The organism is Lactobacillus sp. WILCCON 0059, from assembly GCF_057197985.1.
The window spans coordinates 1747945-1772762 of sequence record NZ_JBUBHN010000001.1 but is presented as its reverse complement, the minus strand read 5'-3'; the positions used below and the strand labels follow the sequence as shown (position 1 = coordinate 1772762).

The following is a 24818-nucleotide window of genomic DNA, read 5'->3' as shown; positions in this document are numbered from 1 at the left end:
GGCATTAATTATTAACGAAGAACGCGTTTGTGGACATCCACAGGCGCGTTTTTTGTTTGCTTTATTTCAGCCTTTTTTGCTTAAAAATTGTTTTTTCACAAAAAGATGCTTGCATTTTCCGTTCTAACTGATAGAATGAAAAATAACTTAAAACTTAATTTATACCTCAATAAAAGGAGCGTGACAAGCGATGAATCAGGAGAGAAACTACAGGCGACATGCAGGTTTAGGAATAATGGCAGTAGTGCTGGTTCATCGCGTGCCCATGAACCAGTCTGGTTTGATTTGAGGCAAAAAACATGAAAAAGAGCAAAATTATCCTGGGCGGCTTGGCCGTCATGACGTCAACACTTTTGGCTGCCTGCGGGACGAGTTCCAGCAAGACCGCGGCCAATCAAAAGCTGAACTGGATGGAAGAGGCGGAACTGTCCACCATTGACGTGTCCAAGATCATGGACGACGTTTCTTTCAACCAGGTCAACCAAGTCATGGAGGGCCTTTACACCCTGGGCAACAATGCCAAGGTTAAAAACGCCCTGGCAACCAAGTCAACCGTTTCTAAAGACGGCAAGACCTGGACCTTCAATATCCGCAAGAATGCTAAATGGTCCAACGGCCAGGCCCTGACCGCCAAGGACTTTGTCTACTCCTGGAAGCGGACGGTTGACCCGAAGACCGCGTCAGAATACTCCTATCTTTTTTCTGGGATCAAAAACGCTGACGCGATCGTGGCCGGTAAGAAAAAAGCTTCCACCCTTGGCATCAAAGCCGTGGGCAAGTACAAGCTGGTCGTTAATTTAGAGCGGAAGATCCCATACTTCAAGCTCTTGATGGCCTTCCCGCTTTTCTTCCCGCAAAATGAACAAGCAGTCAAGAAGTACGGATCCAAGTACGGGACCGCTTCTAAATACATGGTCTACAACGGCCCATTCGTTCACAAGGGCTGGTCTGGCTCTAACCTCTCTTGGAAGCTGGTCAAAAACAAGTACTACTGGGATAAGAAGAATGTCAAGCTGACCCAGATCAACTACTCTGTTCAAAAGTCCCCGTCAACAGCCTACAACCTCTACCAGGCAGGAAAATTGGACGGGACCATCTTGGACGCTCAGGCTTCCAAGCAATTGACCAAGTCCAAGGGCTACACGATCAGAAAAGTGGCCAACACCCAGTACCTCCAGTTCAACTTGAAGAAGTACAGCAAGTTTGCCAGCACCAACCTCCGCCGGGGGATTTCCATGGCCATCAACCGCTCCAGCCTGTCCAAGACTTTAGGGGCCACCTACAAGGCAGCGACGACCTTTACTTCCAGCGGCTTGACCACTGTTAGTGGCGAGGATTTCACCAAGGTAGCAGAAAGCAGCGAAGCTAAAAAGTACACCAGCTACAATAAAAAGCTGGCCAAGCAGTACTTTGAAAAGGGCTTGAAGGAAGAGGGCTTGAGCAAACTGTCCTTCACTCTGTTAGCTTCTGACGATGATACTTCCAAGAAACTGGCTGAATTTGTCCAAAGCCAGCTGGAGACGGCCTTTGGCTCCAAGATCAGCGTCAAGGTGCAGAGCATCCCTTCCAAGACCAAGCTCAACCGGGTCCTGGCCGGCAACTTTGAATGCACCCTGTCCGGCTGGATTGCCGACTACGCTGACCCGATCTCCTTCCTTGACTGTGAGACGACCGGTAACTCCTACAATTACGGCAAGTGGAGCAACAAGGAATACGACAAGCTGATCGCGGCATCTAAGACCAGCTCCGGGACAGCCCGCATGAAGCTTTTGGCCAAGGCTGAAAACGTCTTGATGGTCAACCAGGGGGTAACTCCGCTGACTCAAGCCAACAAGGCCTGGATGATCAAGAGCAAGGTCAAGGGCATTATCTACAACAGTGCCGGTGTCTGCTACAACTTCAAGTACGCCTACATCGCTAATTAAGCACATAGAAAAAGTGAGACCGCTTGGTCTCACTTTTTGTTTGGTTTATTTTCTACCAGTCGAATTCTTCATAATAGATCTGCCCAGCAGGCAGGCCCGCTTCTTTTAAAAGCTTGATCCAGTGGTCGGCCATGACCTGGGGACCGCCGATTAGAACCTGGAGGCCTGAAAAATCTTCAGGCAGGGAATCCAAAATTTCCTCGTCTTTAAAGCGGCCTACCTGGCAGCGGCTCTGGAAATTTTCCCGGCTGTTCCAGTAGTAGAATTTTTCCTCATAGATCAAGGATTCCTTGGTATGGGCATTGTAAAAAACTTTAGTGGGCAAGTCTGGATTGCCGTCAATCACCGACAAGAGGGGGACAACCCCGATCCCGCCAGCGATCAGCAAGAGCTGGTCCGGCTTGGCTTCGGCAATGGCTTCCTGGTAGCGGCCAAAGTTGGGACTGAGGCGGGCTCTGACTGGTGGCTTGAGCTCTTGCAATTGTCTGGTGAAGTCCCCGTCGCCTCTGATGGCCAGCACAACCTGTTTCTCTTCTTTAGGGAGGTTGACGAAGGAGAAGGGGTGGGGTTCTTCCAGGCCTTTTTCTTCTGGAAAGGAGAGGAAGACGAAGTCGCCTGGTTCAAAGCTAGTCAAATTCTGGTCAGTCTTTAAAGTCAGTTCCAGGACATTGTCAGCGATCAAGCGGCTGTCAAGGAGTTCGGCGTTGCTTTTTCCCCGGCTTTTGGCCAGGCTGATGAAATAGCTGGCAAAAACGAAGACAGTGGCAATCCAGATCCAGGCCATGAAGGGGGTAATGGCCCGGATATAAGGGATCAGCTGGATGTGGATAAAGACCAGCAAGACGGCCAGCAGGTTTAGCCGGTGCAGGCAAATGGAAAGCTCGTGCTTGAAGACTTTTTCCTCCAGGACCTGCTTGATTTTTGCCAAAAATGGGACCCGCTTGGTCAGCCAGCCGGCCATGAAGACCATGGAATAAACCGCCAGGCCCAAGAAGAGGTAGAAGGCGATATTGCCAGTCTGCTTGATAAGGCCAGCTGAAGGTGACCCTTGCATATGCAGCCAGGCTAAAAGGATGGCGCCCAGGCTCATGATGCCATGGATCATGTAGACCTTTGGCAGGCCGATCAAGCGGTCAAGCCAGCGCGGGCGAGTAGAGAGGTAAATGGCCAATAGCAGCCAGACATAGGCGATGGTCCCGGCCATGATGGGCAGCTTTTGCGGATAATAGATGGCCGGCAGGCCGGCTTCCAGGGTCTGGATGAAGGGCAAAGGGAGGATAAAAATCGCCGCCGCCCATAAGACGCCCAAGGTGTAGTCATGCTTTTTGAACATATTGAAGTTCTCCTTCTGTAAACAGGGCCAGCTGGCCGTCTTTTCTGGCGTATAAGCCGCTGAGCCTTCTTTGGGCAATCTGCTCCTTAAAGGCGTCTTCGCCCATGGCCAGGCCGGCTGTCGCCCAGATGTCCGCGAAAGTTAAGTCTGGGGCAAGAACCGTGACCTGGCTGAGGTCGGCAGGTCCGGCTAATGTCACGTGCTGGCCGCGGTAGGCATAGCCCGAACTTGCCAAGGCCTGGCTGGCCAAATCATAAATGGCTAAAAGCAGGCGGGGCTGGGCCGGGTTCTCAATGCCGGTTTTCCAGCGGAAGTCCCCCTTGGTCCAGGCCTGCAGGTCCCCGCCGCCGTTGATGCAAAGGCCGGTGACTTCGGGAAAAGCCGCCAGGGGCATAAGGCAGGAGGCAAAGATTTTTTCCACTGCCCAGCCCTTGACCAGGCCGGTGGGGTTGAATTTGCCGGCAAAATAAGGGTCAAAGGCGCCAGCCGTTTCTTCTTTAGCTAAAAGGGCAGCCGCGTAGACCTCTTGAAATTCAGTATTGGCCAAGAGGATGCTTTCATCGCCTTCAGCAAAGCGGCTGACTAAGGAGTCCGGCAAAAAGGCGGAAAAATCAGCTTCGATTCTTTTTAATTCTGCATGAATTTTGTTGCAGGAGTTTGAAAAAGCCTGGGTCAAGTCCGGGGATGCCTCTCCTTGAACAGCAACGGAAACAGTGAAAGGTATGGTCATGGCTTCCACTGTTTGGTTAAGGCAGGTTACAGTCATGATCGCCACTAGCTTTCTTTAGCCTGGGTGATGGCATTTTGCAGGGACTGGGTGAAGCCCTCATAGGTGACGGTAGCCCCGGAAACCTGCTGGATGTCAGCGCTCTGGGCCGCGATGGCCTCTTTTTTATAGACAGGCAGGGCCTGGTCGTTGATCTGCTGGGAATGGTCGTTGTCTGACGGGTACTTTAAGACATTGACCGTGGTGATTTTTCCCCCGCTGACCTTGATCTGGACTTGGACCTCGCCCCACTGGGTGCTGACGCTTTTACCGCTATAGGTTCCGTCTTTTAAGCCGCTGGACGTGAATGAACTTGCAGAAGATGAAGTTGATGAAGCAGATGAAGCAGCAGTGCTTGTGCTGGATGAAGCTGTAGACGCAGTAGAATTGGCTTGGTCAGCTTTTAAAAATAAGAGATAGCCGTCGATGGCGATAGCGATGGTTGTTCCGACGGCGAGTACACTCGTGATAACTTTTCTGGCAGACATTGTAGTCCCTCCTTGCCATAAAATACTTTCCTTGATATTAATAAGATTCTATCCGGATAATTAGAAACAAATATGGCAAGAAATTGATCAAAATGCATGAACTTATTTAAAAAAGGCTAAAATTTACGCGCAACTTTCCCCTTTCTTTGAAAATGGTAGAATAGAAGCGAAAGAGTTTTTTATTGAAATAGAAGAAGGCATAAACATGAAGATTGCAATGGCAAATGACCACGCCGGCACCCGCTTGAAGAACGAAATCAAGGCCTACCTCGAAGAAAATGGCTATGAAGTAGTTGACTTCGGGACTGATAATGAAGAATCCTGCGACCTGTCAGACTTCGTCTACCCAGCTAGCCTGGCTGTAGCCAAGGGCGAATGCGACCGGGGCATTTTCGTTGACGGGGTTGGCTATGGCAGCGCCTTGATCGCCAACAAGATCAACGGCATCTACGCCGCGGTCTGCCAGGATCCTTTCTGCGCCAAGCTTGCCCGCCAGCACACCGACTCCAACGTCCTTTGTTTAGGGGCTAAGATCATCGGGGATATGATGGCCGGCGAAATCGTCAAGACCTGGCTGACCACGGATCCTTTGATGGAAGAAAAGTACCGCCGGCGGGTGGACAAGGTCAAGGCCATCAACGACAAGCACTGCGTGCCAGTGAAATAGGAATATTACACTAAAACGTTTTTGTAATTTTGGTATTTTTTCTCAGCTATTTCAGAGAAAGGCTGTTGCGGCGGCAAAGTTTTGCTATAATTAAGCATATGATTAAGCTTCGGCATTTTGCTGGGCCTTTTAATAGAAAGATGAGGAAACAAGATGAACAAGACTGAACTTGTCTCAGTTGTAAGTGAAAAGACTGAATTCAGCAAGAAGGAATCTGCTCAAATCGTTGACGCTTTGTTTGCATCAATCGAAGAAGCACTTGCTAAGGGCGAAAAGGTACAATTGATCGGCTTTGGTACTTTTGAAGTTCGTGAACGCGCTGCTCGGAAGGGCCGCAACCCGCAAACTGGCGCTGAAATCGAAATTCCTGCAAGCAAGGTTCCAGCCTTCAAGCCAGGCAAGGCCTTGAAGGATGCCGTTAAGTAAATCTTGACCACTTCTAAATGACCATCGGTTGCTTCCGGTGGTCTTTTTTTGCGGGAAAAAATCCTGTAATTAAAACGTAACACTGCTTCCCTTGTTTTTAGAAAATATTAGGGCTAACATAATTTGTGGTTATATTTATGATGAGAAAGGGAAAAACAGTTTGAATTTTAAAGATCTTTTTTTGAAAAAATCAGCAAAAGCAGCCGGCAAATTGGCTTTAGCTGCCAGCCTCCTGCTTCCGACTTTAGCGCCAGCTACGGTTCATGCGGAAGCAACTAAGAGCGACGTCAACCGGGTGATGCGGGACAATCACCTGGCCGGGTCAGTCCTTTTGGTCCAAAACGGCAGCGTTAAGACCGTCAACTATGGTTATGCCTGGTTTGGCCGGCGGATGAAGAACGGCGCTTACAATGTGACTTATCCAGCCGCCTCCTTGCAAAAGGTAGTGACTGGGGCCATGCTGGTGCAGATCATGAACGAAAAGAAGCACACCAAGCAAAGTTTCAGCCAGTACACCAAGATTTCCCGCTGGTATCCTAAGCTGAAAAATGCCCGCTATGTGACGGTCGGCAACCTGCTGACGCAAACGAGCGGCTACCGGGCGCCTGGCTCTGAAAGCAACCGGGGCCGGAACTTGTCTGAAAGCAAGGCCATCAACTGGGTGACCCAGAAGATCAATGGCAGCTGGCAATACAAGATCGGAAGCTTCAACTACAACAATGCCAACTACATTTTGTTGGTGGGCATCATCCGCAAACTGACCGGCCACACTTACGCCTACAACTTCAACCGCCGGATTGTCCGTCCCTTGGGCTTAGCCCACACCAGCCTCAGACACGACATTCCTTGGACCCGCAGCCAGGCGGTATCTTATGCTTACCTTTGGCAGAGAAAGTACCAAAGACCAGTTTCCCTGCCAAAATCCGTGGCTTCTCAGATCCCAGGTGCCGGCAACATGTGCACCACGCCGGTTGAATATTACGAAATCATGCTGGCCCTGCAGAACGGGGCAATTTTGAACCAGAGTGACTTCAACTATCTGACTCACCTTAAGGCCAGAAAGACTACCTACAGCGGCGGCATGTACATGAAGCGGAGCAGCAAGCTCAAGTCCGCCTTTGGCTCAATTCGGGAGGAGCACTACGGGACTTATGTCCAGCTGACGGCTGACAACAGAAACGGGATCATCATGTTCGTCAACGAGCGCAGCCAGACTGAGCAGCAGATCAAGGGCCTGGCCTTTGGCCTGCTGCAGAAGATCCAGCCGGGAACTTTCAGTTTGAATTAGTGAGCATTCTTTTAATTTTTTAAAAAAGCAATAACTTTCCTGCCTTTTTGCCGGAATGGCCTTATAATGTTCTTAATGTATCCAAGGGAGGAAAGACTGCTGTTGTTTAAAAAGGGAAGAAAGATCATCACGGCCCTGCTGTTTGCCGGGATTTGCGCCGGTGCCTGCGTCGCCGCCTGGCCGGAGGAAACCGCGCCAGACCAGGTCACGGCAGCTGACATGCATGTTTTTGTCGAGAAACTCTTCAAGAAGAAGCATGTGGCTGGCAGCGTGGCCGTGATCAAGAACGGGCATGTCCAGGTTGTCAACTACGGCCTGGCTGACGCTAAAAAGAAGATCAAAAATGGGGACCGCCAGGTCGTTTACCCGGCAGCTTCCATGCAAAAGGAAGTAACCGGCGCTATGGTCATGCAGCTGATGGAGGAAAAGAAGGGGAGCTCAAGTGCTTTTAGCCAAAACACGAAGATCTCCCGCTGGTACCCGGCTTTGAAGAACGCCAAGAAGATCAGCGTGGGCAATCTGCTTTCCCATACTTCAGGTTTGCAGATCCCAGATGTAGAAGTTGACCGCCATATCAACTACAGTGAAGACCAAGCTGTAAAATGGATCGTGACCCGGGCCAACCAATTGCCGCAAGACAAGGTGGGCAGCTACCACTACAGCGACGTCAACTACATTTTGCTGGCGGGCATTATCAAGAAGGTCAGCCATAGGTCATATGCCTGGAACTTTAAGAAGCGGGTAGTCCAGCGGCTGGGTCTGACGTCAACTTATGTAAGCAGCCAGCTGCCTAAGAATAAAAAGCTGGCCGTATCTTACAGATATCAGCATGGCAAGAACTACCAGCAGGCGGCAGTTTTGGAAAAGACCCGCCTGTCCCAGCTGGTTGGGGCCGGAAACATGCTGACGACGGCTGGCGACTACTATCTGATTCAAGAGGCTTTGGGGACAGGGCAGTTCCTGTCACCAAGTGCTTTTCACCAGCTGACCCACCTCAAGAGCAAGATCAATCGCTACAGCGGCGGGGTCTACCTCAAGAAGGGGGAGAAGGTCAAGCTGGCCTACGGGGCTATCGGCAGCGCCCACTATGCTGCCTACTTCCAGCTGACGGCTGACAACAAGAACGGGATCATCCTGCTTCTGAACCAGCGCAGCTTTGGCGAAGACAAGGTCAAGGACGTTGGCTACCAGATCTTGAAAGAGATCATGTTTGATACTTTCTCTAAGACTTAAACAAGAATAGACAAAAGGCAGATCAAGCGATCTGCCTTTTTTGTCGTTAATTGATACATGTTAAAGAATTTTTGTAAAAAGGACCCTAAAGAGAGTAATCGTCCTGCAGGGTCTGGACCCGGACCAGGGCGTCTTTGATCCGCTCTTCCGGCAATTCGCCGCTTTCTGCAGCTGCTTCTAAGACTGGCAAGTTTTCCAATCTGCCGCCTAAGAGAAGGTCGGCTCCGGCCTTTAAGGCCAAAAGCTCCGGGCAGCCGCTTTCTTGTGCTGCGGCCATGGCTAAGTCGTCGGTGATGGCCACACCGGAATAGTGAAGCTCTTGTTTAAGCAGGCGGTAGATTTCCGGGGAAAGGGATGCAGGGCCAGCGCTGTAGCAGGTGACTTCCAAGTGGGCCACCATGATGGTCGGCACGCCAGCCGTGATCGCTGCTTTAAAGGGCAAAAGGTCCAGCTGGGCCTCTTTACGGCTTCTATGGTCTTTAGCCGGAGCCTGGTGGGTGTCGCCGGCATCCCCGTAGCCAGGGAAGTGCTTGGCGCAGGAGGCGATCCCCAGCTGCCGGTAAAGCTTGACAAAGGCCGCGATTGCCGGCCCGGTTTCTTCAGCTCCCAGCTGCAGGGTCCGGCTGTAGATAAAGCTGGCGGGATCAAGGGCAAGGTCAGCCACCGGAGCAAAGTTTAAGTTGATGCCTAAGTTTTTTAATTCCAGGGCGGTCTTTCTGCTTTCGGTTAAGAAAAAGTCGGCGCCCTTTTGCAAAAGCTCAGCCTGGCTGGGATAGGACCGGCTTGGGTAAAGAGCAGACAAGCGGCTGACCAAGCCGCCTTCCTGGTCAATGGCAAGCAGCAGACCCGGCCGGGCCTGCCGGTAGGCGGCCAGCCGCTCTTTGACGGCTTTTTCGCTTAGCCCTGCCAGGTCTTTGGCAAAAAGGAGAAGGCCGGCTGGCTGGTAATGGTCCAAAAGGCGGAGGTTTTCAGTAAAATCGCCAGTGCTGTCGATCAGGAAAAGACTGGCCAGTTTTTGATTGAGTGAGGACATGATGCACCTGCTTTCTGAGTTCAGTTAGGGTTAAAGCAAAATGAATTTTTCGCGAATTTTACAAAGTCTCTATAAATAATATTATTGGCTCTTTTTTACACACAAGCAAGGCAAAAGGGCTAAGAATGGCTTTTTTAACGTTTGCATTACAAGCGGCCAGTTTCCAGAAAAAAGCTGAACAAATTAATTGAAAACGGTATAATGATCTAAGATAGAATTTTAATGGAAAAAATTGGGAAGGACCTCTATGAAAAAGAGACGAATCAAGCATTTTAAGAGCAAGAAAATCGTAGCGGCCAATCTGGCCCTGTTAGCCACGGCAACTGGCTTGGCCTATGCCAACCCAGCCAAGGCTGACGTAACTGACAGCCAGGACCAACAGACGGCCAATGCCCAAGCGGCTCAAACTGAGCAAAAGCAAGCCGTCCAAAGTACTGACACCCAAGCAGCGCAAACAACTGACACTAAAACTGCTGATGCGACTGCTAACACTGCAGCAACTGATAGCAAGACTGCCGCAGATACTGCAAATACTGCAAAGACTGCTGCAGCCACCACTGCAGATACTGCCAAGAAGACTACCGCAGCTACTACCACTACTAAGACGGCAGCTGCGGGCGCTGTGCAGACCAAGACCAGCGCGGTAACGGCGACTAAGGCGGCAACTACTACCACGGCTACGGCTACTAAGAGCGCCTTTAAGACGACCAACGGCAAGACTTCTTACTATGACGCCAATGGCCAGGTAGTCAAGAATCAGGTCTTCACGGTCAGTGGCAAGCAATACTACGCTGACGCTAATGGCCAGATTGCCAAGAGCACGACCAAGAAGGTTAACGGGATTACTGCTACTTTTGACAAGACTGGTGCTATCAGCAATGGCTTGGACTTTGGCCAATTGCTCCGCGACCAAATCGAATTTTCAGCCGCAAGCAAGCTGAAGAAGTCAGTCAAGTATGACTGGACTGAAAGCAAGAACAAGTACCAGGAATCAGCTACCCATGAAATGGCCCAGCTCCTGGCCCAAGGTGACGTCAAGAACAACAATGACTTGATCGCTACTTTAATGGAAAACAACTCTTCCATGTCCGGCAAGGTCTTGGCCAGCTTGACCTTGAACATCGGCCAAAGCGGCGCTACCGCCAGCCAAGTAGCTGCAACCCTGGTTTCCAAGCTGGGCACGGCTGATGCTACTGGCAGCGTGATCGGGGCCGGCTACTACAACGGTGTAGCTGCTGCCTTGATCTACAAGGTTGAAGAAGTGAAGAAGGCGGCAGAAGCTGTCTCCAAGATTGACCCAAGCGTCAGCGCTGTTTACAGCGACGCTGGCAAGGTAACCAACCCGGTTACCACTAAGATGAGCGATGAAGACGCCAAGACTTTGACTGACGGCGTTTCATCAGCTCTGTTGACTGGCAAGGCTGGCACGGCCATCAGTCAAGAGGTCCTGCAAACTATCTTTGCCGGCCTGGCTGGGGATGCAACTGCCTTTGAAGGCAGCAGCCTTTACTACGACGCGAATGGCAAGGCCTACCACTACCAATACTGGCTCAGCGGCAAGGACAGCGCTGAGAAGCTGGCCAACTTCCTCAAGGCCAACGCTGGCGTTAAGTACGGTGATGCCTTGAAGGCTGTCTACACGGCTACTTTGATTGCCGGCGCGGGCACTAATACTGACGCCGTGGATGAAACGCCAACCAGCAAGAAGACGGCTGACGAAATTACCGCTGCCTACCAGACTGGGTCTGAAACCGGCCTTAAGTACGAAAGCGTCAAGGTGGAAAAAATCCCTGGCATGACTGATGACATGATTCGCGGGGTCGACATTTCAACTTACCAGTCTTTGGTCAACGCTGGCGTTAAGTTCTACGACTTTGAGGGCAAAGAAGCCAGCTTGATCAAGGTTCTGGCTGATGCCGGGGTCAACTGGGTCCGCCTGCGGATCTGGAACGACCCATACAACGCTGACGGCATGGGCTACGGCGGTGGTAACACTGATGAAGCCAGCGTGATCAAGATGGCCAGCGAAGCCAAGAAGTACGGGATGAAGGTTCTTTTGGACTTCCACTACTCCGACTTCTGGGTTGACCCGGCCAAGCAGATTCTGCCAAAGGCCTGGAAGGACCTGTCAGTCAATGCCTTAAACGAATCAATCAAGCTTTACACTGAAAAGGTCCTCACCGACCTGCGCGAAGCCGGTGCCAGTGCTGACATGGTGCAAGTCGGCAACGAAATCACCAACGGGGCCTTTGGCCTGTACACTGACCGTGACCACGGCGGCAACTGGGAAACTTTGTGGAAGAGCGCCAACGGTGACCAGGTAGCTGAATACCTGGCAACCGCGGCCAAGGCGGTCAGAAATGCTGCTCCTCAGGCTAAGATTGCCCTGCAGCTGGAAACGCCAAACATCTACAAGTACCGGACTATCATGACTGTCTTCAAGAAGCACGGGATCGACTACGACTATCTGGGGACTTCTTACTACCCATTCTGGTCAACCGGCAACGACAACGGCACTTACAAGGGCCAAAGCCTGGGGACGGGTGCCAACACGCCGAACAACCTGCTGGCTGTTGAAAAGATGGCCAAGGAAGAATTCGGCAAGACGACGGTCATTCTGGAAACTGGCTGGCTGAACAACATGAATGACTCAGATGGTACTGGCAACTCAATCGGGCAAATGCCGACCATGCCAGATGGCGTTTCCTACACGGCTGATCCGCAAGGGCAAGTCAACGCGATGGCTGATATGTACAAGGCCATCATTGCTGGCGGCAGCGTTGGTGCCTTCTACTGGGAACCAGCTCAAATCGCGGTTAAGGCCGGCTGGAACAACTGGAACTACAATAAGGAAATGTCCAATGTCTACGGGACTGGCTGGGCTTCCAAGTACGCGATCGGCTATGCTCCAGAAAACGTAATGTACTACGAGGGCAAGGAAACTTGGGGTGGCTCAACTTGGGACAATGTGGCCCTCTTTGATGACCATGGCTACCCGCTCCAATCCTTGATGATGTACAAGGGCTTCCTGACTGGTTATGAATCAGCTGAAAACACTGCTTCCGCTGTTACGCCAAAACTGGCAGCTCTTTACGGGGCAGATCAATCAAGCCTTAAGGCCGAAAATCAGTTGCAGGTCGGCCAAGACTTGACTTTGACCAATTACCTGGATTCATCTGTTTCCAAGTACTTGAACGGGATCAAGGGGACCAAGATCAGCGAAACTTCTCTGAAGGCCCTCTACTCGGGCCTCACTGATGGTCTGAAGAGCGACCAGTTCAAGGACGCTGCCGGCAACAACTACCACTACGAATACTGGCTGCAAGGAGATACGTCTGCTGAAAAGCTGGCCAACTTCCTTAAGGCCAACGAAGGCGCTACTTACGGCAGCCCAATTACGGTCAACTACACGGCAACTTTGGTTAAAGATGAAAAGGTAATCGAAAAGGCAACTTCAACTGTTGAAGCAACTGCCACGACTGTTTGGGGCTTAGATAATGTTACTATTGACAGCCCAATGACAGTGGGGCAAAAGCTGTCAGCTGAAGACACTGCTTTGATCGAAAAGGCAGCTGCTCAATACCTGACTGGTGAAAAGGGGACGGAAATCTCTGCTGATAACTTTGCCAAAATTGCTGAAGCCGTAAATACTGGCATTGCTTCAAGCAAGGAATACCAAGTCAAGTTTACTGACGCAACCAGTGTCTATCACTATGTCTACTACCTTGATGGAGCGGACTTAGCAGCTTTGAACAAGGGTGTCAAGTACGGTGATCCAATCAAGATCAACGTTTCTGCTTCCCTGAAGTGGGTCAAGAACCTGTAAGCCAAGCAAATTCACAAAGAATGCTCAACAATTTCTGTTGGGCATTTTTTGAGAGAACCGAAGAAACAGAAGAAAAGCAAGAAAAAGAAAATACAATTCAATTGCATTAAGAGGAATTAAAAGAGGAATAAGCTTATGAAGAAGAGACGGATTAAGCACTTCAAGTCTAATAAGAGTTTGACAGCTGCCGGCGTAGCCCTGCTGGCTACTGGCCTGGCTGTCGGCAACGCTAGCAGCGTAAAGGCGGACACGGCCACTGACAAGGACGAGCAGACTGCTGTTGTCCAGGACCAACAGGCTGAAAAACTTGCTGCAGCTAAGTCTACGGTTGAAAACAAGTCAACTGATACCACTGCTGCGACTAGTAATGCAGTAAGTGAAAACAAGACTACTGCTGCAACTACAACAACTACAGCGACTACGACAACTAATCCAACTAATACTGCTGCTAATACTGCTGCTACTACAAACACTACAGCTAAGCCTGCTGCTACTGCTCCAGCAACTAACATGGCCAGCAAGGCAGTCCAGGCAACGGCTCAAAAGGCAGTTACGGCTACTGCTCAGCCAACCAAGAATGCCTTTAAGACGACTTCTGGCGTTACCAACTACTATGACGCTAATGGCCAGGTAGTTAAGAACCAGTTCATCAAGGTTAACGGCAAGCAATATTACGCTGACGCGACAGGCAAGATTGCCAGAAACACCAGCAAGACCTTAAACGGGATCAAGGTTTCCTTTGACAAGGATGGTTCAGTGCAAAATGGCATGGATCATGCCCAGCTTTTGCGGGATCAAACTGAATTCCTGACTGCAGTCAAGCTGAAGAATGGGGTCAAGTATGACTGGACTGAGTCCAAGAACGGCTACCAGGAATCTGCTGTTCACGAAATGGCTCAGCTCCTGGCCCAGGGCGATGTCAAGGAAGACAAGACTGTCATCGCTTCCTTGATGGAAAAGAACAGTTCTATGCAGGGCAAGGTTCTGGCAACTTTGAAGACTGATGTCTCCAAGAACAATGAAACTGCTGCCCAGTTCGTCAGTGACTTGCTCAGACAGCTGGGGACGACCAGCGCCGCTGGCAGCGTGGTTGGGGCCGGCTACTACAACGGCACTTTGGCCGGCTTGATCTACAAGGTTGAAGCAGTAACTCAGCCTGCTCAATCATCCTCTACTCTTGCTCCATCCGTGACTAAGGTTTACGGCCAGGACAAGGTTAGCGTCAAGAATGGTTTGAAGGATGGTCAGGCCTTTACGGCTGATGAAAGCAAAAAGCTGCTTGCCAATATCTCTTCCTCACTTTTGTCTGGCCCGGCTGGAATTGAAATCAGCCAGGATGTTTTGACGGCAATCGAAGCAGGCTTGGGCGGCGATGATACGGCTTATGTTGGCACGACCGACTACAGCGATGAAGCTGGCAAGACCTACCACTATGCCTACTGGCTGGACGGGGCAGACAGCGCCGCTAAATTAGCCAACTTCCTGGCTCTGAACAAGGGAGTTAAGTACGGCGACGCCATCAAGGCCAACTTCACCGCGACCCTGACTGAAGGGGCCGGCAATAACAATGAAGCAGTGGATGAAACCCCAACCAGCAAGAAGACGGCTGACGAAATTACCGCTGCCTACCAAAACGGGACTGAAACTGGCCTCAAATACGAAAGCGTCAAGGTTGAAAAGATTCCTGGCATGACTGACGACATGGCCCGCGGTGTAGACGTGTCAACCTACCAGGCCATGCTTAAAGCCGGCGTTAAGTACTATGACTTTAACGGCAAAGAAGCTGACTTGTTCGATGTTTTGAAGGAAGCCGGGGTCAACTGGGTCCGCCTGCGTTTATGGAACAACCCTTACAACGCTGACGGCCAGGGCTACGGCGGCGGTAACACCGACGAAGAAAGCTTGATCAAGACTGCCTTGCAGGCTAAAAAGTACGGGATGAAGGTTCTCTTGGACTTCCACTACTCAGACTTCTGGGCCGACCCGGCCAAGCAGCTTCTGCCTAAGTCCTGGAAGAACCTGTCCAGTGCTGAATTGAATGAAGCTATTTCCCTTTACACCAAGAAGGTCTTGACCGATATGGAAAAGGCCGGGGTGGCTCCAGCCATGGTCCAGATCGGTAATGAAATCACCAAGGGGACCTTCGGCTATGATGCCGACCAATTGACTGGCGGCGACTGGAATAAGCTCTGGCAGAGCGACTACGGGACAACCGTTGCCCGCTACCTGGCTACCGCTGCTAAGGCGGTCAGAACTGCCAACAAGGACGCCAAGATCGCCGTTCAATTTGAATCACCAGACGTTGCCCGCTACCAGATGATCATGACTGTCTTGAAGAACAACGGCGTTGACTATGACTACTTGGGGACTTCCTACTACCCATTCTGGGGCAGCTCCAACAATAACCCAGACAACCTGCTGAAGGTGGAGCAGATGGCCCAAAAGGAATTCGGCAAGCGGGTAGTCGTCATGGAAACCAGCTGGCTGAACAATGTCAATGACTCAGACGGTACTAACAACAACATCGGCTATGCCCCAAGCGACTACGCGGTTGGCCCGCAAGGTCAGGTCGATGAAGTAACTGCCCTCTATAAGTCATTAGTTGCTGGCGGCGGTGTTGGTGCCTTCTACTGGGAACCAGCTCAAATCGCGGTCAGAGCTGGCTGGAACAGCTGGAACTACAACAAGCAGCTGGTCAACGTCTACGGGACCGGCTGGGCTTCCAAGTACGCGATCGGCTACGCTCCAGACAATGAAATGCACTATAATGGCAAGGAAACTTGGGGCGGGTCCACTTGGGACAACATGACCCTCTTTGATGACCATGGCTACCCACTTCAATCTCTGATGGTTTACAAGGGGATGCTGGAAGGTTACCAGTCAGCTGAAAATACGGCTTCTGCTGTTACGCCAAAATTGGCTGCTCTTTACGGGGCTGATCAATCAAGCCTTAAGACCGAAAACCAGTTGCAGGTGGGACAAGACTTAACTTTGACTAACTATCTGGATAAGACTGTTTCCAAGTACTTGAACGGGGTCAAGGGGACCAAGATCAGTGAAGCTTCTTTGAAGGAAATCTTCTCAGGCCTTACTGACAGCCTCAAGAGCGACCAGTTCAAGGACGCTGCCGGCAACAACTACCACTACGAATACTGGCTGCAAGGAAATACGTCTGCTGAAAAGCTGGCCAACTTCCTTAAGGCCAACGAAGGTGCAACTTACGGCAGCCCAATCACGGTCAACTACACGGCAACTTTGGTTAAGGACGAAAAGGTGATCGAAAAGGCAACTTCAACTGTTGAAGCAACTGCCACGACTGTTTGGGGCTTAGATAATGTTACTATTGACAGCCCGATGACTGTTGGGCAAAAGCTGTCAGCTGAAGACACTGCTTTGATCGAAAAGGCAGCTGGTCAATACCTGACTGGTGAAAAGGGGACGGAAATTTCTGCCGATAACTTTGCCAAAATTGCTGAAGCCGTAAATACTGGCATTGCTTCAAGCAAGGAATACCAAGTCAAGTTTACTGACGCAACCAGTGTCTATCACTATGTCTACTACCTTGATGGAGCGGACTTAGCAGCTTTGAACAAGGGGGCTAAGTACGGTGATCCAATCAAGATCAATGTTTCTGCTTCCTTGAAGTGGGTCAAGAACCTGTAAGAGCTAGTAAAAAGTAATATAAGCGCAAGAAAGCCCTGGCGATTGCCAGGGCTTTTTGCCATCGAGATGGAGCTTTGTGTGTTGTGAAAAAATAAGAAATTTAATGTAATGCAATGCTGGCTAAAGCGGTGTACCAGCAATTAGATAGAATTCAAATTCAAGGGAAAAAGGGAAGTGTCACGATTGCTTAATTATGCCGCTGGTGGGCAGGAATTACTGCCAGTTGACGGCGTGAGCGTCTGTAGCGGGTAAAGGCAAACAGAGCCAATGAAATCGTGAGTAATTGGGTAAACAGTTTCAGCATAGTTTTTGCCTCCTTTGCTTAGTAGCAAGTTCTTTTGAACTTGTACTGTAAGGATAACGGGCAAGCGTGGTCATTTGATGAACAGCTTGCTAAAAAAAGCTGTGGAAATGCTAAAGAAAAACTAAACGGCAGATCTTTATTGACCTGCCGTTTTTGTCTTTTTTTGCTAAGTTAGCTCTTACTGAAAGCTGGACTTAGTCACATATTGGCCGACGCCGACGATGTAGTACTTCTTGCCCTTGATTGACACGGCGCTGCCGTAAGTCTGCTTTTGGCTGTATTTCTTCAATACATAATTCTTGTAGCGGACAGCCTTACCCTTGGACTTCTTGTAGATATAAGCGTTCTTCTTCAAGGTCCGGGTAGTCCCGTCAACGTTTGAAGCAGAGATGAAGGAGTTGTAGCCGGTTTGGTAATACTTCTTATTCTTAATAGTCGTCCGGCCGAAGGTCAGGATTTTCTTGCCTTCAGCGACAGAAGAAGTTGTCTTCTTCAAGTCTTTGCTGTAAACGGCAGAGCTGTGCATGACCGTGATGTAGCGGCCGTCAGCTTTCAAAGCGCTGATGTACTGGTCAGTGCCCAGCTTATAGTACTTTTCCCCGCCCAAGATGGCGTAGGCGTAAGCGTAGACCTTTTGGCCCTTCTTGTAGCTGACATCTGTCTTTTCCAGGCTCTGGGTGTAAACATCAGCCGCGTTTTTCAAAGTGATGTAGCGGCCGTCAACGTCGGATGACTGAACATACTTGTTAGCAGTCTTGGAGATTTTATAGTATTTGACGTTTCCCCGGGTCAAAGTCCCGTAAGTGGTGATGCTTGTGCCAGCCTTGATGGCCTTGTCCTTGGTCTTCGCGCCATTTCTGTCGTAAACCGCCGCGGTCCGCTTGACGACTTTCTTAACTGTTTCTGAAGTCTCAGTAACCGTCTCGAAGGCTGAGCCAGGCAGGTCGCCAAAAGTGATGTTGCAGTATGATGGATCGCCATTGACGTTGATATTTGCGTTTTGCAGGCCGTTCTTGTAGGCAGAGCCGTCAAAGGTTAAGGTCTTCGTCTCACCAATCGCAACTTCATCATTGACCTGGACATAGTATTCGCCCTCGTCGTCAATATCATCTACGTCAATCGACACGGAAGCAATTTTATGGTTCTTGATCGTTACCGTGGCTGAAGGGAAAAAGTTGGAAGGAACATCAATGTTGTTGCCCAGGTTCTCTACAGTGACCATTACCGTGTAGCTGCCGTCCTTGTATTCTGTGCTGGTCTTGGTCTTACTTGCTGCCTGGATTGGAGCTGCCTGTGGAATCACGGACAAGGTGGCCGTGGCCAGTGACAGGGCAGTCACGATGGATTTGCTTAACTTTTTCATGCTTGAATCTTGTCTCCTAATTTATTGAACAATCTATTCTGGATATTAATTTATTATCGTCCTTCTTAAATTAAAAAACAATCAAAAAAGATTCTGCAAAAGCAGAACCTTTTTTAGTATATCCAGTTTTAGCGGAAGTTGGACTTAACCACGTATTGGCCAACTGAGATGATGTAGTACTTCTTGCCCTTGATGGTTACGGCGCTGCCGTAAGTCTTGCGGTGGCTGTTCTTCTTCAAGACGTACTTCTTGTAGCGAACTGCCTTGCCCTTGGACTTCTTGTAGATGTAGGCATTCTTCTTCAAAGTCCGGGTAGTCCCGTCAACGTTGGAAGCAACGATGAACTTGTTTTGACCAACTTGGTAGTACTTCTTCTTGTTGCTCAAAGTCGTCCGGCCGAAGGTCAAGATCTTCTTGCCTTCACCATATGAAGAGCCAGTCTTCTTCAAGTCCTTGCTGTAAACAGCCGCGCCGTGCTTGACAGTGATGTAGCGGCCGTCAGCGTTCAAAGCGCTGATGTACTTGTTAGTGCCAAGCTTGTAGTACTTTTCCCCGCCCAAGATAGCGTAGGCGTAAGCGTAAACCTTCTTGCCCTTCTTGTAGCTGGTCTTGGTCTTCTTCAAGTCCTTGGTGTAAACGGCAGCAGCGTTCTTTAAAGTAATGTAGCGGCCGTCAACGTTGGAAGCCTTGATGTACTTATTTTCAGTCTTGGAAACCTTGTAGTACTTAGTAGTACCCCGGGTCAAAGTGCCGTAAGTAGTAACAGTCTTGCCGGCCTTGATTGACTTGTACTTGGTCTTAGCACCGTCACGGTTGTAAACGGCTGAGGTCTTTTGTACCTTCTTCTTGACCACTGCTGAGGTTTCAGTAACGGTTACAGTTGCTGAACTTGGCAAAGCGCTGAAGACAACGTCAGCGCTGAACTTGCTGCCGTTGACCGTGAAAGTGGCGGTCTTAGTGCTGGTTTGGTAAGCACCGGCCGCGAAGGTGTAGGTTACGCTGCCGTCCTTGCCAGTGCTGGTCTTGGCCTTGGAACCGTTGATGGTCAGGTCGCTGTAGACCGGGCTGTCCTTGGCCAGGGTGAAGGACACTGAAGAAATCTTCTTGCTCTTGATCGTGACCTTAGCAGCGGCTGCCGTCAAAAAGCTGGCTTCAGTTGAATAAACCTTGCTGCCGCTGTCGTAGAAGCTGGCGGCTACAGTATAGCTGCCATTTACGTATTCCTTGCTGGTCTTGGTCTGAGTAGCTGCCTGGGCCGGAGCGGCTGCTTGTGGGATAACTGACAGGGTTGCGGTTGCCAGTGACAAGGCAGTCACGACAGACTTAGTTAATTTTCTCATTTTGCCTCCTAAGAATTCATGAAATATTCTTTGCACACTAGTTTATTATCGCCCTTATTTTATTAAAAAACAATAGAGCGCTTACCAAAAACTAGGTAAAAAGTGATATTAATTGAGCTGGCCGGTCAATGGTGCTAAAATCAAGCTAGAAAGTGAATATTAAGATAAGAATTCAGTGATTTGCTGTTTTACTTCTGAAAAGAGTAAGGGGGCGTGGCAATGACAAAGAGTCAAGCTAACAAGGCTTACCGCCGGGCACGCCGCAGCCGTCTGCTGATTTGTCCGAGCGGCAAGCGGGCCTTTAAGACGAAGTTCGATGCCGATCTGTTTCTTTATAAAGAAGAAGTGACCGTTCACCTTCGCGAAATCAACCATGAACACTGGCGGCCGATGCCGATTCGGGCTTACCGGTGCCCTTATTGCAAGAATTATCACGTAACTTCAATGTCGCTGGAGCGCTATGAGCAGCTGCACGGCAAAGAACGGGAGCGGACCTGATGGCCCGCTTTTTTCTTGCTTTTTGCTAAAATATTGGTAAAAGACTGGAGGAAAAAATGAGCCAACTCAATTCATACTTTTACGATATCGAATCTTTGACCAATGCCTTTACCCTGTCTTGCTACCGGCCAGACGACCAGCGGGTCGACATTTATTATATAGTCGATGATCCTGCTTTAAATGACGAAGACAGCCTGGACTTTAAGAAGGCTGCTGCCCAACGGATCCGGGAGAAGAACCAGAATTTTAAAGGAGAGATCTACTACTACAATCTCCGGACAAGCTCAGCTGCCGCCCGCCTGGCCCAGACCTTTGGCGTCTCAGATGCTCAGTATGTCAATGATCCCCAAGCCCCGTCCTCTTTTCCGGACCAGTTCCGCCCGGTCTGCGATACCGATAAAGGCTACCAGGAAGAAAAAGCGCCATACTTGCTGGGCTACAACTCCAGCAACTACGACTTAACCATGCTGGCTTATTACTTCACTAGAGCCTGGCAGCCTGGCGAAAACGGCAAGCGGGACAGATTTTCAGCCGTGACGGCCAGGGAGATGCGAGACTTTAACGATGAGCTCTTCAGCCGCTATATCGGCAACATGCGCCTGCGCCTCTGGCAGGATAAGACCATGGGCTTAGTTGCCAAAAATTTCCAAATGTCCGGCCGCCACATCGATGTGGCCCAGCTCAATGAGCGGCAAAGACGGGTTGGCCTCAAGCGGCTTTTGGGGATGTTGGGCTGGCAGATTCTGGAAAGTGACAAATTAAAGCCTGGCCAGGACTACTTGACCAGTCCCGAAGAACTGGCAGATCTCATTGCCTACAATGTCTCTGACGTGGTCAACTTGAAGGAGCTTTTCTGCCATCCTTACTACCAAGGGCAGTTTATTTTGAAAAAGGGCCTCCTGGGTCAGTATCCGGACTTGATCTACCAAGAAGACGGAAGCAGCTACAAGCCTAAAATCGGCCCGGAATTTGTCAGAAAAGACCGCTTGACCATTGATTCTACTTCCGCCAACTTTGCCCGCCGGACTATTTGCCCATATGGCCGCTTAAAAGACGACCGGGCCGTTTCATTTTTGTACCCGGCTGCCAGCGTGGCGGCAAAGACGGGGGAAAAGCAGAGAGACATTCTGGAAGAAAGCCGGGAATTTTTCTACAAGCTCTTTGAGGACGAAAACTTGCGCAAGAAGTTTGACCGGGTCTATGACTACTACAAGCAGTTTGCCGGCAAGAACTTCAACCCCTCAAAGGAATACCAGGAAGATTACGGCGACCAGGCCCTGCCGGTCAGCGACTTAAGTGAGGTTGAAGACGAAGACACCAACCTTTTCTACTACCAAAAAGATGGTCAGCCGTCGACTTGCTACATTACTTTCTCTGTCGGCGGCCTGCATGGGTCAGAGTACAATAAAGAGCTTTATTTAAAGGACCATGCCCTTTGGGAGAAAAAGCAGGCTGACCTGGCTTATGTGCAAAAGCTTTACCCGGATCCCCTGGACCTGCGTAAGGCCAGGGAAGTCACCCTGCCAGACGGCCGGGTGGAAAAGTACCAGACCTTCTTGACCACTAAGGCAACGATCAAGCTGATGGAGCAGACAGATCCGGCCGACCGGGGCCAGTTTTGGCGCGACTTCAGTCAAGATGAACCATCCGTTTTCAAAAAGCAGGGGGGCCGGGTCAGACTGGATGACCGCTACGCCTTTACTTCAAGCGACCTGACCAATCACGAAGACTTTACCTCCTACTATCCAAACATGCTCCGACGCTTGAATGCTTTTTACAATGACCGCTTAGGTGAAGACCGGTATACGGCAATCTTTGAAAGAAAGCAGGAACTGGACAAAAAGCGGACTGATCCCCAATACAGTGCAGAAGAGCGGCGGATGTTCAATATCGAAAGAGAAGGGACCAAGCTGATCTTAAACTCAGCTACCGGGGCCGCTGATCCTAGAGAAGGGCGGGTGCCGTCCTCCATTAGAATGAACAACCGAATCCGGTCCATGCGGATCATTGGCCAGCTCTTCACTTATATGATTGGCCAGGCCCAGACCTATGCCGGAGCCCGGATCGTGTCGACCAATACTGATGGCCTTTATTCAGTCTTAGATGCGGACTTAAACCGGAAGATTCTGGCTAAAGAAGCTGCTGAAATTGGGGTGGAGATTGTCCCGGAAGAACTCTACCTGGTCTCCAAAGACTCCAACAACCGCCTGGAAGCCAGCCCGGACTTGACCAAGGTCCTGTCAGCTTCAGGCAGCCTGGCCTGCCGGAAGGACACCAGCCCGACCAAGTCCCTGGCCCACCCGGCCATTATCGACTGGGCCCTTAGCCGCTATCTGCTGGAAAAAAGAACAGACCTGGCGGCGCATTTTGACCGTGACCTTGGCCGGCAGATTCTGGAGGAAGCCAAGGAAGCCTTCCCAGACCCGGCCCACCGGCTCAGAATGTTTCAAAATGTCCTTTCAGCCAACCACAGCAAGGAGCGGGCCAACTGCATTTTCGGCCGGGGGGATGCCGGCCAGCTTTTAATCTTGCAGCGCTACAACCGGGTTTTTATCTACCAAGACGGCCTGCCTAAGACGGTCCACCTGTATTCCGCCGCGGCTAAAAAGCTGACCCCGGCCATGCTGAACAAGCGCAAGAGAAGCGGGGAAGCCGTAATTCAGCATGATCAAGAAGCCCTGGCCGTTCTTAAGGCTAACGGCCTGGGAAACTTGGCCAAGGGCCGGGAGGCTGCCGTCCAGAAGATTCCTAATTTGTCACCTGACTGGTCCATGCACGTGGAAAACCGGGCGGTCAACCTGCTTGCAGCTGAAGAGCAGGAAGCAATTTTGAACTCGCTTGACTATGACAAGTACCTGGACCTGGTGGCCAGCGCTTATGAAAAGAACTGGCGGAATTTGACTGAATAAGGGCCAGTCTTATAAAATGGTTAGCGATGCTTTTTTAACAGATAAAAGAAACAGCAACTGACACAAAAAGTAGAATAGAAAGAAAAACTACAATACGGAGAGAATAAAAATGAGCAAAAAAATTATGGATGAAGCGGGGATCCGCCGGGCTCTGACCAGAATGAGCTACGAAATCGTAGAAAGAAACCAGGGGACGGAAAACCTGGTTTTAATCGGGATCAAGACCCGGGGCTGGTACCTGGCCCAAAGAATCGGCGACCGCCTGGCCAAGATCGAAGACAGCCAGCTGCCAGTCCTGTCTTTGGACATCTCCGCCTACCGCGACGACCTCAGCCGGGAAGAAAAGGCCAAGGCTATCGCCAGCTTTGACACTTCCTTTGACTTGACCGGCAAGACGGTCATTCTGGTTGACGATGTCCTTTACACCGGCCGGACCATCCGGGCAGCCCTTGACGCGATTATGGACCAGGGCCGGCCTGCTAAGATCGCTCTGGCTGTCTTGATCGACCGGGGCCACCGGGAACTGCCGATCCGGCCGGACTTCATCGGCAAGAACATCCCGACGGCGGCCAGCGAGGACGTCCAGGTCCAGGTCAGTGAAATCGACGGCGAAGACGCCGTAAAGATCAGCGAGGCATAAGATGGCTGAACAATACTTTACTGAAAATCCCACGGCCAGCCATGACGAGCACCATGTCAACTACCACCTTAACGGCATTAATTTGAACTTGACCACGGATGCCGGCGTTTTTTCCAAAAACCGGGTCGACTACGGCAGCGGGGTCTTGATTGAGCAGATGCTGGACCAGGATTTGCCAGGCGGCAATATCCTGGATGTCGGCTGCGGCTATGGCCCGATCGGCCTTTTTGCCGCTAAAAAGTGGCCAGACCGCCAAGTCGACATGGTTGACGTCAACGAGCGGGCTATGGATCTGGCCAGAAGAAACGCGGCGGCCAATGGGGCAGGCAACGTCAATATTTTTTCCTCAGACCGCTACCAAGAAGTTACTGGCCAATATGCCATGATCGTGACCAACCCGCCGATTAGGGCCGGCAAAGCCATCTGGTCCAGCATCTTGGCAGAAGCCAAGGACCACCTGTTAGAAGGCGGGATTTTGCTGGTCGTCATCCAGAAAAAGCAGGGGGCACCGAGCGCGAAAAAGCTGATGGCAGCATCTTTTGGCAACTGCGAAATCTTGACCCGGGACAAGGGCTACTACATTTTAAAGAGCGTGAAGAAATAATGTATTCAAGCGAAGAGAAAAAGACCTATATGGAGGCAGCCTTTGCTGAAGCGGAAAAGGCCCGCTTGCAAGATGAGGTTCCCATTGGGGCCGTTGTCGTGGGCCCAGACGGGCAGATCATCGGCCGGGGCTACAACCGGCGGGAGCTGGATGAAGACGGGACGGCTCATGCCGAAATCCTGGCCATTAAGGAAGCCTGCCAAAAGCTTGACTCCTGGCGCCTGATCGACTGCAGCCTCTTTGTTACCCTGGAGCCTTGCGCCATGTGCGCCGGAGCCATTATCAACTCCCGGATCAAGGAAGTCTACTTCGCGGCCATGGACCCCAAAGCCGGCGCTGCCGGCAGCGTGGTTGACCTCTTCAGCGTGGAAAAATTCAACCACCATCCCAAGGTCATCCGGGGTCTTTACAAAGACCAGGGAGCCCAGCTTTTGAAAGATTTCTTCCGGGAAATCCGCCGCAAGCAAAAATTGGCAAAAAAAGCCCAGGAAAATTGCCAAAAGGATTAGTTT

18 protein-coding genes are annotated in these 24818 nt (G+C 50.7%); 12 read left to right on the top strand and 6 right to left on the bottom strand.

The genetic code is table 11. The features are described 5' to 3' along the window. The first annotated feature begins 299 nt into the window (after positions 1-299). On the top strand, positions 300-1925 hold the full coding sequence (locus ACYVUT_RS08285; protein ID WP_484501834.1) for a peptide ABC transporter substrate-binding protein: 1626 nt from the start codon (positions 300-302) through the stop codon (positions 1923-1925). Positions 1926-1977: 52 nt separating this feature from the next. On the opposite strand, the gene ACYVUT_RS08280 is transcribed toward ACYVUT_RS08285, so the two are convergent. Genes ACYVUT_RS08280 through ACYVUT_RS08270 form a run of 3 tightly spaced genes read right to left on the bottom strand, consistent with a single transcriptional unit; the run spans position 1978 to position 4512 of the window. Then, positions 1978-3258 (bottom strand): ferric reductase-like transmembrane domain-containing protein, encoded by a 1281-nt coding sequence (locus ACYVUT_RS08280; protein WP_484501833.1) that lies wholly within the window; start codon positions 3256-3258, stop codon positions 1978-1980. Beyond that, positions 3242-4024 (bottom strand): FAD:protein FMN transferase, encoded by a 783-nt coding sequence (locus tag ACYVUT_RS08275; protein WP_484500902.1) that lies wholly within the window; start codon positions 4022-4024, stop codon positions 3242-3244. The genes ACYVUT_RS08280 and ACYVUT_RS08275 overlap by 17 nt, the downstream gene beginning before the upstream one ends. Before the next feature lie 8 nt (positions 4025-4032). Then, entirely contained in the window at positions 4033-4512 is a 480-nt protein-coding gene (locus ACYVUT_RS08270; RefSeq protein WP_484501832.1) for an FMN-binding protein, read from the bottom strand. A 205-nt stretch (positions 4513-4717) separates the two neighbouring features. Here ACYVUT_RS08270 and ACYVUT_RS08265 point away from each other — a divergent pair, with 205 nt between their 5' ends. The 4 genes from ACYVUT_RS08265 (at position 4718) to ACYVUT_RS08250 (ending at position 8126) form a co-directional block, all read left to right on the top strand. Beyond that, entirely contained in the window at positions 4718-5179 is a 462-nt protein-coding gene (locus ACYVUT_RS08265) for an RpiB/LacA/LacB family sugar-phosphate isomerase (protein WP_439775802.1), read from the top strand. A gap of 153 nt (positions 5180-5332) precedes the next feature. Beyond that, a complete protein-coding gene (locus tag ACYVUT_RS08260) occupies positions 5333-5605 on the top strand; it encodes an HU family DNA-binding protein (RefSeq protein ID WP_002876514.1) in 273 nt (90 codons plus the stop codon). A 181-nt stretch (positions 5606-5786) separates the two neighbouring features. Beyond that, positions 5787-6893, top strand: coding sequence for a serine hydrolase domain-containing protein (locus ACYVUT_RS08255; RefSeq protein ID WP_484501831.1), 1107 nt, complete (start codon positions 5787-5789; stop codon positions 6891-6893). Positions 6894-6995: 102 nt separating this feature from the next. Continuing rightward, positions 6996-8126, top strand: a complete 1131-nt coding sequence (locus tag ACYVUT_RS08250; RefSeq protein ID WP_484501830.1) for a serine hydrolase domain-containing protein — start codon at positions 6996-6998, stop codon at positions 8124-8126. Positions 8127-8211: 85 nt separating this feature from the next. Here the strand turns inward: ACYVUT_RS08250 and ACYVUT_RS08245 are convergent, their stop codons facing one another. Beyond that, positions 8212-9159 (bottom strand): glycoside hydrolase family 3 N-terminal domain-containing protein, encoded by a 948-nt coding sequence (locus ACYVUT_RS08245; RefSeq protein ID WP_484500603.1) that lies wholly within the window; start codon positions 9157-9159, stop codon positions 8212-8214. A 247-nt stretch (positions 9160-9406) separates the two neighbouring features. Here ACYVUT_RS08245 and ACYVUT_RS08240 point away from each other — a divergent pair, with 247 nt between their 5' ends. Next, positions 9407-12985 (top strand): glycosyl hydrolase 53 family protein, encoded by a 3579-nt coding sequence (locus ACYVUT_RS08240; protein WP_484501829.1) that lies wholly within the window; start codon positions 9407-9409, stop codon positions 12983-12985. 135 nt (positions 12986-13120) lie between these two features. Continuing rightward, entirely contained in the window at positions 13121-16648 is a 3528-nt protein-coding gene (locus ACYVUT_RS08235; RefSeq protein WP_484501828.1) for a glycosyl hydrolase 53 family protein, read from the top strand. A 482-nt stretch (positions 16649-17130) separates the two neighbouring features. Here ACYVUT_RS08235 and ACYVUT_RS08230 read toward each other — a convergent pair whose 3' ends face one another. Together ACYVUT_RS08230 and ACYVUT_RS08225 are read right to left on the bottom strand one after the other, a co-directional pair. Continuing rightward, a complete protein-coding gene (locus ACYVUT_RS08230; protein ID WP_484501827.1) occupies positions 17131-18315 on the bottom strand; it encodes an SLAP domain-containing protein in 1185 nt (394 codons plus the stop codon). A 128-nt stretch (positions 18316-18443) separates the two neighbouring features. Next, entirely contained in the window at positions 18444-19655 is a 1212-nt protein-coding gene (locus tag ACYVUT_RS08225) for an SLAP domain-containing protein (protein ID WP_484501826.1), read from the bottom strand. Between the two features lie 219 nt (positions 19656-19874). Between ACYVUT_RS08225 and ACYVUT_RS08220 the strand changes: the two genes are divergently transcribed. The 5 genes from ACYVUT_RS08220 to tadA all read left to right on the top strand — a co-directional run bounded on the left by ACYVUT_RS08220 (position 19875) and on the right by tadA (position 24815). Then, positions 19875-20153 (top strand): hypothetical protein, encoded by a 279-nt coding sequence (locus ACYVUT_RS08220; protein WP_484501825.1) that lies wholly within the window; start codon positions 19875-19877, stop codon positions 20151-20153. A 56-nt stretch (positions 20154-20209) separates the two neighbouring features. After that, complete coding sequence (locus tag ACYVUT_RS08215) at positions 20210-23062, top strand: hypothetical protein (protein ID WP_484501824.1); 2853 nt, start codon at positions 20210-20212, stop codon at positions 23060-23062. A 109-nt stretch (positions 23063-23171) separates the two neighbouring features. Then, positions 23172-23702 carry a bifunctional pyr operon transcriptional regulator/uracil phosphoribosyltransferase PyrR gene (gene pyrR / locus ACYVUT_RS08210; protein WP_484500597.1) on the top strand — a complete coding sequence of 177 codons (531 nt, stop codon included), beginning with the start codon at positions 23172-23174 and terminating at the stop codon, positions 23700-23702. A 1-nt stretch (position 23703) separates the two neighbouring features. After that, the gene (locus ACYVUT_RS08205; protein WP_484501823.1) at positions 23704-24306 is read left to right on the top strand and encodes a class I SAM-dependent methyltransferase; all 603 of its coding nucleotides are present in this window, start codon (positions 23704-23706) and stop codon (positions 24304-24306) included. Continuing rightward, a complete protein-coding gene (tadA, locus tag ACYVUT_RS08200) occupies positions 24306-24815 on the top strand; it encodes a tRNA adenosine(34) deaminase TadA (protein WP_439775430.1) in 510 nt (169 codons plus the stop codon). The genes ACYVUT_RS08205 and tadA overlap by 1 nt, the downstream gene beginning before the upstream one ends. Positions 24816-24818 lie beyond the last annotated feature (3 nt).